At 34.4% G+C, this 13,427-nt stretch carries 9 protein-coding genes; 5 read left to right on the forward strand and 4 right to left on the reverse strand.

Annotated features, from left to right (window positions below; translation table 11 throughout):
- The first annotated feature begins 19 nt into the window (after positions 1–19).
- Genes EV197_RS10585 through EV197_RS10595 form a run of 3 tightly spaced genes read left to right on the forward strand, consistent with a single transcriptional unit; the run spans position 20 to position 5,222 of the window.
- Positions 20–2,461 (forward strand): YfhO family protein, encoded by a 2,442-nt coding sequence (locus EV197_RS10585; protein WP_130286729.1) that lies wholly within the window; start codon positions 20–22, stop codon positions 2,459–2,461.
- Between the two features lie 16 nt (positions 2,462–2,477).
- Positions 2,478–3,758 carry a glycosyltransferase family 4 protein gene (locus EV197_RS10590; RefSeq protein WP_341273020.1) on the forward strand — a complete coding sequence of 427 codons (1,281 nt, stop codon included), beginning with the start codon at positions 2,478–2,480 and terminating at the stop codon, positions 3,756–3,758.
- A 3-nt stretch (positions 3,759–3,761) separates the two neighbouring features.
- The gene (locus EV197_RS10595) at positions 3,762–5,222 is read left to right on the forward strand and encodes an MATE family efflux transporter (RefSeq protein ID WP_130286731.1); all 1,461 of its coding nucleotides are present in this window, start codon (positions 3,762–3,764) and stop codon (positions 5,220–5,222) included.
- A 93-nt stretch (positions 5,223–5,315) separates the two neighbouring features.
- Here the strand turns inward: EV197_RS10595 and EV197_RS10600 are convergent, their stop codons facing one another.
- Positions 5,316–6,659 (reverse strand): hypothetical protein, encoded by a 1,344-nt coding sequence (locus tag EV197_RS10600; RefSeq protein ID WP_130286732.1) that lies wholly within the window; start codon positions 6,657–6,659, stop codon positions 5,316–5,318.
- A 288-nt stretch (positions 6,660–6,947) separates the two neighbouring features.
- Between EV197_RS10600 and EV197_RS10605 the strand changes: the two genes are divergently transcribed.
- Both EV197_RS10605 and EV197_RS10610 read left to right on the forward strand, forming a co-directional pair.
- A complete protein-coding gene (locus EV197_RS10605) occupies positions 6,948–8,945 on the forward strand; it encodes a hypothetical protein (protein WP_130286733.1) in 1,998 nt (665 codons plus the stop codon).
- Positions 8,946–9,039: 94 nt separating this feature from the next.
- Positions 9,040–10,143, forward strand: coding sequence for a lipoprotein N-acyltransferase Lnb domain-containing protein (locus EV197_RS10610; protein WP_130286734.1), 1,104 nt, complete (start codon positions 9,040–9,042; stop codon positions 10,141–10,143).
- Between the two features lie 273 nt (positions 10,144–10,416).
- Here the strand turns inward: EV197_RS10610 and EV197_RS10615 are convergent, their stop codons facing one another.
- From EV197_RS10615 to proC, 3 genes are read right to left on the reverse strand one after another with little or no spacing between them, the layout of a single operon-like run.
- Entirely contained in the window at positions 10,417–11,616 is a 1,200-nt protein-coding gene (locus tag EV197_RS10615; RefSeq protein ID WP_130286735.1) for a glutamate-5-semialdehyde dehydrogenase, read from the reverse strand.
- Positions 11,617–11,626: 10 nt separating this feature from the next.
- On the reverse strand, positions 11,627–12,397 hold the full coding sequence (proB, locus tag EV197_RS10620; RefSeq protein ID WP_130286736.1) for a glutamate 5-kinase: 771 nt from the start codon (positions 12,395–12,397) through the stop codon (positions 11,627–11,629).
- A complete protein-coding gene (proC, locus tag EV197_RS10625; RefSeq protein ID WP_130286737.1) occupies positions 12,390–13,208 on the reverse strand; it encodes a pyrroline-5-carboxylate reductase in 819 nt (272 codons plus the stop codon). The genes proB and proC overlap by 8 nt, the downstream gene beginning before the upstream one ends.
- Positions 13,209–13,427 lie beyond the last annotated feature (219 nt).

Genomic DNA, 13,427 nt, shown 5'->3' on the forward strand with positions numbered 1-13,427 from the left:
CATAAATTATCAATACTTTATGGCTCTTTTAAAAAGGTTTTTACCACATATCTTGGTGGTAATTGGATTTATTATTGCTTCCCTTGCTTATTTTAATCCTGTACTTAGTGGTAAAAAAATGTTGCAAAATGATATTGTGCAATATACCGGTATGGCAAAACAGCAAATTGATTTTAGAGCACAAACAGGAGAAGAACCTTTTTGGACAGACAGCGCATTTGGTGGTATGCCCACCTATCAATTAGGAGCGCAGTACCCACACCATTATATTAAAAATCTAGATCGAATAATTCGATTTTTGCCTAGACCGGCAGACTATCTTTTTTTATATTTTATAGGTTTCTATATTCTTTTATTAGTATTAAAAGTAGATTATAAACTAGCGTTTATAGGCAGTTTAGCCTTTGGATTTTCTACCTATTTCATCATTATTCTTGGAGTAGGGCATAACGCCAAGGCCCATGCGATTGGATATATGCCGCTGGTGTTATCAGGTATTCTCTTAATTTTCAGAAAGAAATACAGTCTAGGATTTATACTATTAACCCTCAGTATGGCTTTGGAAATAGCAGCCAATCACTTTCAAATGACCTATTATCTATTGCTATTGGTCATTGTTCTGGGTATAGCCTATCTAGTTGATGCCTACAGAAAAAAGGTGTTACCTGCTTATTTTAAGGCTATAGGAATCATGGTTGGCGCAGTATTACTTTCTTTATTACTCAACGCGACAAGCTTGATGGCAACCCGGGAGTATACGCAGTACAGTACGCGTGGTGATACGGGAATTACCATTACCCCAACAGGAAGTATAAAAGAAGAACAAGGATTGGATTATGGTTATATAACGGAGTATAGCTATGGAATTCTAGAGACCTTTAATGTATTCATTCCTCGTTTTATGGGGGGATCGGCTTCAGAAGAAGTCGATGATGATGCAGAAATTATTCAGGAGCTCTATAAAATGGGAGCAACGCCTGATCAGGCTAAAATGGCCGTACAACAACTCCCCACATATTATTGGGGAGACCAACCTTATGTAGGCGCGCCTGCTTATATCGGAGCTACAGTTATTTTTTTATTTGTATTAGGGATTTTTTTAATTCGTGGGCGATTAAAATGGTGGCTCGTTGGTGGAGTAGTGCTCTCACTTGTTTTATCTTGGGGTAAAAATCTTGATTTTGTTACTCGTTTTTTTGTAGAATATGTGCCCTTGTACAATAAGTTTAGAGCGGTATCATCCATACAGGTTATTGCCGAGTTATGTATGCCTGTTTTGGCAATTGTAGGTTTGTGTAGGTTTTTTGATCCAGATATTTCTAAAGAACAAAAGATTAAAGGCTTAAAATACGCAACAGCTATTGTAGGTGGTTTGGCATTAATATTTCTATTATTTAAGAATGTGTTTTTGGATTTTTCCGGTCCAATGGATCGGTATCTTATAGACGGATATGGACCAGATTTTGTAAGGGCTTTGAAAGAAGACCGAAAATCTGTATTTACTAGTGATACCATCCGCTCCTTGGTCCTTATTTTGTTGTTAGCAGCTTCTTGTTGGGCTTTTATGACCAATAAACTGCAGCGCGTTTGGGTTATTACCATAATAGGAGTTTTGTTTATTGTTGATTTAACATTTGTAAACTGGGACTATGTTAATTCAGATAATTTTATTTCTAAGAGAGCATTCGATCGACCTTTCGTAGCAAATAAGGCGGATAAAGATATACTGAAGGATACAGGTCACTTCAGGGTATATGATCTAAGCGCTAATCCTTTTAATAGTGCAAGGGCATCTTATTTTCATAATGCGTTAGGAGGGTATCACGCTGCTAAACCAGGGAGAGTAAGAGATTTGTACGAGTTTTATATTGCTAAAGGAGATGTAGACATCTTAAATATGTTTAATGTAAAGTATTTTATATTGGCTGATGAAGAACAAGGACCAATGGCTCGTATAAATGATCAGGCATATGGAAATGCTTGGTTCGTTCAATCGCTAAAAGAAGTAACAACTGCTAATGATGAAATTTTAGCCTTAGAAGATTTAGCGTTACAATCAAGTGCTGTAGTGAATACGGATCAACAGCAGTTATATACCAAGACTAATTTCAATTTAGATGGTATGGCTTCGATAAAATTAACCTCGCATCAACCTAATGAATTAGTGTATCAAACCAATAATAGTAATGAAGGCTTTGCCGTTTTTTCTGAAATATACTATCCTGGATGGCAAGCTTATATAGATGGAAAACCGGTGGATCATCTACAGGTAAATTATACACTTAGGGGACTTCAGATACCTAAAGGATCCCATACGGTAACCTTTACATTTGAACCCGCTGTAGTGCAGCAGGGTAGTTTAATTACCTTGATTAGTTCTGTTTTATTTGTAGTACTACTTATAGGATTAGTTTTTTATCGCATCAAACAAGGTAAGCTTCTATTGGCTAGCCATAAATAATGAAAGATTGAAGGTCTTGATTATTACATATTATTGGCCACCTGCTGGAGGTCCCGGTGTGCAACGGTGGTTAAAATTTGTAAAGTATTTACCCGAGAGCGGTATCGAGCCAATAGTATATATACCTGAGAACCCTACGTATGCTATTGAAGATGAAACGCTTTTGGATAAAGTTCCCGAGGGAGTTACGGTATTGAAAAGACCAATTTTTGAACCCTATCGATTTGCAGAGCTTTTATCTAAGAAAAGTTCTAAAACAATCAGTCGTGGTATCATTGCGAACCCTAAAAAGCAATCCGTTATTCAACGCCTTTTACTTTTTATACGGGGTAACTTTTTTATACCGGATGCCCGTAAGTTTTGGGTTAAGCCCTCTGTAAAATGGTTAAAATCGTATATAGAGGAGAATGCTATTTCTACAGTGATTACAACGGGTCCGCCACATAGTGTTCATCTAATTGGTTTAGGGTTAAAAAAACAATTGGGAGTACAATGGATATCAGACTTTAGAGATCCCTGGACGAGTATAGGTTATCACAACAAACTTAAACTAACAACAGCAGCACAAAAAAAGCATAAGCAGTTGGAGCGATTAGTATTATCGAATTCAGATCATGTTGTTGTCACCAGTTTTACGACTAAAAAAGAATTTGAGCAGCTTACCGATACACCTGTTACAACAATCACCAATGGCTACGATAACGAGGTTGAAGTGAATATATCTTTTCACGACAAATTTACCATAGCTCATATTGGTTCTTTATTGTCTGAACGTAATCCTCATATACTCTGGAAAGCGTTACAAGAATTAACCCAAGAAAATGAATTATTTAGAAAAGCGTTTCGATTACATTTGATTGGAGCGGTGAGTGATGATGTATTGGCTAGTATAAAATCCTTTGGATTAGAAGCATTTGTTACCAATACAGGATATGTATCCCATAATGAAGCTATCATTCAACAAAAAAGCAGTCAATTATTATTATTAATTGAAATCGATGCTGATTATACCAAAGGCATTATTCCTGGTAAAATATTTGAATATATGGCTTCCGGAAGACCTGTCATAGCCATAGGTCCAGAAGATGCAGATATTAAAAAAATCATAGATGAAACCGGCATAGGATATTTTTATACGTATAAAGACTTTCAAATACTAAAACAGCAACTATTAACCTATTTTAATGCGTATGACTCCGGTAAGTTAGTGAGTAATACCAGTAGACAGATCGAAAAATACAGTAGAAAGACCCTTACAAATACATTGGCCAGCATAATAAACAAAGTAAATCAATAACTCATGGGGATCGTAATTAAACAGTCTATCCGAAATGTTGTGATTACCTGTATAGGATTTGCTATTGGGGCTATTAATACGCTTTTTCTTTTTACCCATTTTTTAAGTAAAGAATATTATGGGTTGGTAACCTATTTATTTTCGGCTTCTAATCTTATTTGGCCTTTGGTAGCTTTTGGAGTACATAATACTTTAGTTAAGTTTTTTTCATCGTATACGAGTCCAACAGAGCGGAATAAATTTTTGACACTTATTCTATTGTTACCTTTGGTTACCGGATTAATTTTAGGGATAGCAGGAAATTGGTTATACGATTTAGTAATAACTTATTTTAGCGGACAAAATGATATTGTAGTCCCGTATATCTGGACCATTTATGTACTTGCTATTTCACTTGCCTATTTCGAAGTATTTTTTGCCTGGTCTAAAGTAAAGTTGAAAAGTGTTTTTGGTAATATGCTTAAAGAATTGTTCCTAAGATTATGGCTGTTTTTAGGGCTTTTTTTGGTTTATTTTTCGGTTATAACGGTTACACAGTTTGTGTACTCATTAGTAGTAGCTTATATCATTAGGATGCTGATTATGCTAGGATATGCCATCCGCTTACAAAAGGTAAAACTTACCTTTTCCCTACCATCTAATTATAGTAAAGTTCTTAAATATTCTTTTCTAATCTTAATTGCAGGTTCTGTGGCCACCTTATTGATCGACCTGGATAAAACTATGTTGGAACGGTATTTACCTATTGAAAATGTAGCCAAATATGGTATCTGTGCTTATATTGCTAGTGTTATTATCATTCCCTCGCGGGCGATGCATCAAATCACCTATCCTTTAACTGCACATCATCTTAATAGTAAAGATTTTAGCGCTTTGTCCGTACTTTATAAAAAAAGTTCATTAAATCTACTAATCACTAGCGGACTGCTATTTGTTTTGATTGTTTGTAATGTACATACGCTGTTCTTACTGATTCCCCCGCAATATGAGCTATACATTGAAGTTGTTGTTTTAATAGCGTTGGCAAAACTTTTAGATAATTTGATTGGTAATAATAATTCGATACTTTTTAATTCTGACTATTATCGATTGGTGCTGATTATTGGAATTATAATGGTTTTGGTAAGCTTTGGTTTAAACTTATTATGTATACCTCAGTTTGGATTAGTGGGAGCTGCTATAGCTACTTTTGCAGCAGTTTGTTCTTATAATGTTTTGAAACTATGGCTGGTTTGGGTAAAATTTAAAATGCAGCCTTTTTCCAAAAATACGATACCGAGTTTGTTGTGCATTTTGTTGTTAACTGCAGTGTTTTATTTTTGGAACTTTAATTTTCATCCTATTATAAGTATTGCCCTTAAGAGTTTAGTTATCGTGTTAAGTTACCTTAGTTTCGTTGTTGTATTTAATTTATCCGAGGAAATAATAAATACGTTGAAGCGATTTGTTAAACGAGCTAAGTAAATCACAGTTTTGCATATAATTAAAAGAGAAAATCCCCAAAGGTGCTTACGCATACATCTCCGGGGATTTTCCAACTAACCAACCAAAAAATTTTTATCCTCTTCCTCTACCTCGGGTTCTTGTAGATCTATCGTTATTAGATCTTGATTTCGACGGTTTTGAAGTACTTTGTCTTGTTTGTCTATTGGTAGTACTTCTGGTATTACTACTTCTAGAGCTTCTGCTTTTATATTGACGTTTATCGTTATCTTTTGTTACATTACCTTTATACCCTTTATTGGTATTGGTGTTTCTTTGGCGACTTGCATTATTTTGCTCAGACCTTCCTCTTGAATTATTGTAACGGTTATTATTAGTAACGTTTCTACTTCTGTTAGAGGCTGATGCTCTCGTTCTAGGAGTATTTCTATCTACCCGTTGAGAATCATTAGTACGCTCTCTCCTTGTAGTTGTTCCTCTAGAATTATAATTTCTTGATTCAGTTCTATCATTTCTAGTAGCTGCTGTGTTTCTAGACCTGTTACTAGTATCGCCATATCTTGTACTACGATCATTATTTCTTGATCTTGTTCTATTTGTAGTAGTGGTTACAGCATTTCTAGATCGGTTACTAGTATTGCTATATCGTGCACTACGATCATTATTTCTTGATCTATTTTGATACACACGAGTAACATTTCTATCATTGTTTCTATACATTCTAGATCTATAATTAGCATCTCTATAAGCTACAGCTCTTGCTCTATTAACTCTAGACCCCCTGTGGTAACTCGTCACTCTTTGATTTGGTCTATAAAAGTTTCTATTTCTATACGGAGCATTATAGTAGCCATTGTAGTAATTGTTTCTATATACAGTATATGAACATCTGTAAGGATTATAAAACCTTCTATAAGGTCTATTATATACGATACAACGTGTAGCAATAGGCACTGCAAAAAAGGCGTGAAATGGTCTATATACATAAACCCTATTGTAAGGATTTATAAAACCTCTGTAACCTACATAATGGCCAAATCTGTTGTAGTTTACATACAAACCACCGATCCTTGAAACTCTGCCCCAATTGTTGTAGCGTATAAATACATCACCAGCTTGTATGATTCTACCAAAATGATCATAAAATATAGGAGTGTTTTCAATTTGAACTACAGCCCCATAATCATCATATTGTACATAGGGATCATAATTAAATCCAGAATTGAAGCTTATGTTTACACCAGGAGTATTTACACCGATGCTTACACCGTTTCTTAACCTTGGCATAAAAAAATCAAATTGTCCATCAGCATAAACGGAAAATTCTATACCACCCTCGTTAAAAATAAAGTTATTACCATTGTAATTTCGCATAGCTGTACTAGCTTCTGCTTCTTTAGCAGCTATGCTAATGGTAAATAAAAATAAACCTGCGATAAATACTATAAACTTTTTCATAATCTTGAGATTTTAATGATCAAATCATTTTTGTAATGATTTCGTCTATATATAAACAAGGAGCGTGCCAAAAAAATAAAACACTGAAAATCAATAAATTGTATTTAAAGGTTTGATTAAATTTTAATTTTACGAGAAGAAAAAACCTGAATATAAACTCAACAATTTACTTTTATAATCAATTATTTTTAGGATTAAACGTATTAAATTATGGATATAAGAATTAAATAACGATATTTGATTGTTTTTTAAGTAGGAAAAATCATATTAATAATTAAAGTAAATTTTATGAAAAAATTTTTACACGTTTTAATGACGTTTGTTATTGCTAGTGCGGGAGTAGTAGTTTCACTTCATCTTATGGCTAGTTCGAAAGATGATGATCCCACAAGTTATGTAATAAAAGGGACCTGGACTTTTTCTCACGAGGTTAAAATTGGAGAGGAAAGGTATATTACTTTAGCAGATAATGTAATTTTTGCACTTAATAATACGCAAGAAACGGATTGGAGTGGGGTATTGGATGAAACAAAAATAGACGAACTTGAAGTAACTTTTAAACAATACTTTGGGGATGATCAAGAAATAAAGAATACAATTGTTTTGTACGAAACGGGCATTAATACAAAAAATTTTGAATCATTACCTCTAAGTATTGTTAATGAATCCGGTGATTTGTCTGGTGATATTTCTGTATTGTTTAGAAGATTGAATTTAACAGAAGCTGAGATTATTGTTGAAAATCCATTAGATTGGGTGGGATTTATAGATGCTGAATCAGAAAGAAATGAGTGGAATGTTTTTAGGGATAACCAGTCTACTACGGCTACAGGAACTGTTACTGCAGATGCCGAACGTAAAGTAGGGCAAGATATATCTTTTACGTTAACAGACAGTGATTTAAATACTGATCCTGATGCTACTGATACTTATACCATAACCTTAACCTCTGATAAGGGTGAGACTGAGGAATTAAGCCTAACAGAGAGTGGAGCTGCTACGGGTAGCTTTGAGGGAATGGTAAATACAGCCTATGGTACAGCAGCGGGTACCAACAATGATGGTGCTTTTAATGTAGAAGCGGGTACCGTAATAACGATAACTTATGAGGATGCTGCTAATAGTAGTGGGGAGGCAGTAACCTTAACGCAAACAGTTACCTTGACAGGAGGAACTACGGGATCCTTGATAATCAGTACTCCTAATCCTAAGGTAGGTGACAATATTACGCTACAAGTTACAGATAGTGATGTAAATACTGATGATAACACTCAGCAGTCTTTGCAGTTAACCTTAACCTCAGGATTTAATGAAACAGAAACGGTAACCTTAACAGAAACTGGTGCCGCAACTGGAGTGTTTGAAGGTTCGGTAAGTACAGTATATGCTACTGCTGCTGGTACTAATAATGATGGAAGCTTTAATGCCCAGGCAGGTACCACAATTACTGCGGTGTATACTGATGAGTGTAATGCACAGGGTGGTACAACCGCATTTGATGATACAATTACCTTGGCAGGAGGTGTTACAGGTACGATAACCATTACTAATCCAGCTGAAGTAGGAAACAATTTAACAGTACGAGTTACCGATAATGATTTGAATACCAATACTGGAACTCAAGAAACGGTTTCGATCGTAGTTAGTTCTAGTTTAGGAGAGTCAGAAACGATAGTGTTGACTGAAACTACATCTAGTTCAGGTGTTTTTGAAGGTGCTTTTGACACAATAGAGGGTACCAATGCAGGCACAGATAATGATGGTACTTTAAATGCAACTGATGGCACTGTAGTGACCGCTACTTATGATGATACTTTTGATGTTAATGGTGCAGATCCTGCTGCAGTAGAAGCTTCTGTTACACTAACAGGAGGAGGACCTGGTCTAACTTTCGATAATTTTGTTGATAAAAAGGTAGAAGGGACCAGAACCATTGTTTATAATGGATCCACTACGGATAGTGGTGTTAACTCGGATGAAGATATAACAGCACAGCCATATTATTGTTATGGATTGGATTATGAAATCTATAAAGCAAATGGGGATCTAGAAGTTTGGAATAACAATTCTTTAGATCCAGATGATCCAAATCATTGTAACATGGGTAGTTCCTTGACATTTACCATTTCTTGGGCCACTGTTGACGCAGATACCATAAGTATTGATAATGGAGGAACCGAGAATCAAATATGGGATGTAGAAATAATGTCTGATACAGAGTTTAACATACGTACTTTACAGGGAGGAGTACAACTGGTTGTTAGATACTTTCAAGTTGTTCCTTAATTAAAAAATGGTGCTACTTTTATAATATACATATATAAAGCCTTGATAATATCAGGGCTTTATAGTTTTGTTTAATATTTTTATATTACAATTTGTGAAACGATTTCTAGCTGTTATTACTTTTAGTTTGCTCAGTTTGTCTCTTAGCGCAACGGAGTTAAAGATGGATCTTTTGGTCAATGACCCCAGTGATAATTTATTTTCGGTTTTTGGGCATGCCGCGTTGCGGATTTATAAGGAAAAAAGCAGCTATGATTATGTTTACAGTTTCGGTTACATACCATTAAATTTTGAAGGCTATAAAAAGTTTGTTTTAAAAGGAGATGTAGAATCTTTTTTAAAACTTATTCCTTATCGCCAATATATTACAGGAAGAGCTAAAAAAAAACAAAATGTATATCATTACACCTTAAGGGTGGGAGACGAAACAATTGAAAAGATAGAAAAAGATTTGCGTGTTATTTTAAATCATGATAATGGAAGAATGACTCAAGACTTTTTGAAAAGCAATTGTGTTTTAATTTTACAAGAAATTTTTGAAGCACATAACCTTGGAAGTTCCTCGGGTATTTTAGAAAAAAAAACAGGTACAACTTATCGGCAAATTATAAATTCCTACACACATCCGTATCCCTGGTTAAATTTTTTTATAGACTTGTTGTGTGGACCAAATGCTGACAAAGAGTTAACAGTACAGGAATCTTTTTTTATCCCTAAAAATTATGCGAATTACCTGGTAAATTCCACCGAAATGGTAAGCGATATTGAAGTCACAGAATTTGAGCCTTTGGCCAAAAGTAAATCATCGGTTTCTCCATTAGTTGCATTTTGCATCATCTTACTTAGTTATCTACTGATTAAGGCTTATGTCTATAAAAATTCAATAGAGATTGGGAAGATTGATAAAGTTATCCTTATGGGGGCTTCAATATTGAGCATTTATTTACTTTTATGGCTATGGGTAGATCAATTAGGCTCACAAAACAACTTGAATATACTTTGGGCAAACCCCATAGTGTTTATTCCATTACTTTATAAAAAGTTTTTTAAACCAGTGCAATGGACTTATGCGATATGTGTATTGATATGGTGCGGAAGTTGGCTGGTTGGATATCAGAATTATCCAATAGCGGTGATTCCACTAATACTATTAATTAGTATCGCACTGTTTACCCAAAAGGAGCAATTATCTAATTAAGGTTATTATTAAATAGCCAAGTTATTATAGAGTAGGTGAGATGGGTATATTTTATCACTTTGTTGAATACTAGTGAACTTAGTTATCGCTTTTGTAGCATGTTAATTGAATCCTCAAAATACTTTTTTTGGCTATCATACTATTATTTACGCTACACATTGATAAAAAAATATCCTAAGCTTAATTACTTAGGATATTTTTTAAACATCAAGTATAGTTGTTCATTAATAAAATTACCATACTATTTTCATTACGTAAGATTATTTTATACACTTACACTCTAATTTGTCCGTCACCATATACGTAGTACTTATTGGTTACTAATTGATTTAATCCTAATGGACCTCGGTGGTGTAGTTTGTCTGTACTTATAGCCAGCTCTGCACCTACACCCATTTGACCACCATCAGTAAATCGGGTAGAGGCATTTTTATAAACTGCCGCGCAATCTACTTGCTCCATAAACAAATCGCTACTTTCATTATTCTCTGTCATTATCGTCGCAGAATGTCCACCAGAGTGATCGTTTATTTTTTGAATAGCATCAGCTAGGGAGTTAACCTCTCCAATGACACATTTCATGGCTAGGAACTCTTGATTCCAAATATCATCATCTTCAATAGTCGGTTGATCTTTTAAGATGGATTTAACCTGATCATCAACCAAAATTTCTACGCCATTTTGTGTTAGCAGTTCAGCTAATTCTTTCACTTTATTTTGATAGTCATCAATATTAGCATTGATCAAAATTTTATCAAGTGCGTTACAAGCTGAAATTTTATGCGTTTTAGCATTTAAGATCACTTCTAGACTCTTTTGCCAGGAAGCTTTTTCATCTACATATAGGAAGTTATTACCTCTTCCACTAACTAAAACAGGACATTGTGCATTTTGCTTTACAAAAGCTATGAGGCGCTCACCGCCACGTGGCACAATTAAGTCTAATTGATCTGATTGATTGACTAGAAAATCCTGAGTTTCTTGTCTATTTAAGGTTAGTAGTTCAATATAATCACTACTTAGCTTATTTTCCTCTAACGCTTTGTGCCATAAATCGACTAAAACTTTATTACTGTGAAAAGCTTCTTTACCTCCTTTTAATAAAATTTTATTATTGGCTTTAAAAGCTAATACCGCAGCTTCGATCGTTACATCAGGTCTCGATTCATAAATTATTAAAATCGTTCCAAAAGGAGCTGTCTTATTAATAATTTTTAATCCATTATCTAAATTTTTAGTGCTGATTTCACGGCTTACAGGATCTGCTTGAGCTTTCACTTCGCTAATCGCTCCAATCATTCCATCAATCTTTTTATCATTGATAACCAAGCGATCATATAAAGCTTGATCATCACTTTTAAAAAGTTCAAGATCTTTTTTATTGGCTTCTAGAATTTCTGCACGATGCGCATCAATGATGTTGATCATACTTTCTAGAACATTATTTTTAATATCTGTATCTATTAATTTCATAACTGTTTTTTTAGCAGGTTACTTTAGTACCTACGGGTTTACCATCCATAATATCTAAAATGATATTTTCTTTCTTTCCATTAGCAATAAAAGTTGGAATATTCTTAGCGGCTGCTTGTTGTGCAAATCCTACTTTAGATCCCATACCTCCACGGCCTTCGCCTGCTTTTTTGTTACTTTCTTTAATATACTTATCTAAATTTTCTTCAGGTGCAATGGTATCAATTACTTCCGTACTATCTTTATCCGGATGACCATTGAATACACCGTCAATATCTGTTAATATTATAAGCTTATCGGCATTAACCAATTGAGCTACTAAACTAGCCAACTCATCATTATCAGAAAACATGGACATCTTTACAGAAACCGCATCATCCTCATTTGCAATTGGGATTACTCCCTCTGCCATCAATCCTTCATAACAATTAATCATGTTATTGCGATGTACACCAGGGCTAAAATCTCTTTTGGTAGGGAGTACCTGTGCACATTTCATTCCATATTCTTGGAATATATTATAGTATAAACGCATCATTCTTGGCTGTCCAATAGCTGAATATACCTGTCGTCGCTGCGTATTGTTTTCTATTTTTGACTCGCCTAAAACTTCTTTACCTGCGATTACTGAACCAGAGGAAACTAAGATCGTAATAATATCTTGCTCGTATAATTCAGCAATTTGTCTAACTAAATTTTGTAATACCGGTCGTACTATTCTATTATCCTTATTGGTCATAACATTCGTACCAACCTTAACTACTATTTTTTGTTTATGCATGTTGTAGGTTTTCTTTCCCTAATTCTACTGCACGGCTAAAAGCAGAAAATGCAGCTTCTTTGATTAATTCTTTTACATTATTATCATCCATGGAATCAAGTGCAGCTTGGGTAGTACCACCCTTACTAGCTACTCTATCCATCCATCCCTTAGGGGAGAGATCTGATTGATTAAAAAGTTCGATAGCCCCTGTAAATGTTTGGCTAACCAATACTTTTGAATCGTTTTTTGAGAATCCCATCTGCAAGGCCGCTTCCATCATACTTTCCATAAAGTAAAATACATAAGCTGGTCCACTACCAGAAATTCCTGTAGAGGCGTCAATGTATTTTTCGTCAGTAACGTGGATAGACTTACCAGTGGTATTTAGTAAACTCTCAATAGTCAATAACTCAATTCTTGAAACTTCTGGTGAAGCCACATACGAAGTTAAACCTTTACCAATTTTTGCTGGTAAATTAGGCATCGCGCGGACTACTTTATCAAGACCAGATAATTCCTGCATTGCTTTAATAGTAACTCCTGCCATAATTGAGATTATGATCTGTCCTGGATTTACTAATTTGCTTATTTTTGTTAATAACTCCTCAGAGTGATAGGGCTTTACGGCGATAAAAATAATATCTGCCTCGGGTACACAATCATTAAGTTCTTTGTAGGTGTCGAAATGATCAACGTTTTTAAGGCTTTGCAACTTTTCTGTGCAAGTATCTAAAACCATGATATTTTTTTTCTTCAATAACTTGGATTTAGACATACCTTCAGCGTAGGTAAGACCCATGTTACCTGCGCCAATTACTAATACTTTCATTAGAATTTGTTTTAAATTTAAATTAAATTAATTACTTAAGTATTTAACGTTTTATATTATATAAAAAGATGACAATCTTTATAGTCTATAATGTCGTTACTGTGAAGCTGTGTTTCTTTTAAGGTTGAATTTTTTCTTCTTTTCTTGAATAAATAGGTTTTGATTTTCGTAAAATCCACTCATGTTTGTTTTCAGGTTCATTAATCTTTCTTAACTACA

It is taken from the genome of Aquimarina brevivitae, assembly GCF_004216895.1.
Taxonomy (GTDB): Bacteria; Bacteroidota; Bacteroidia; order Flavobacteriales; family Flavobacteriaceae; genus Aquimarina; species Aquimarina brevivitae.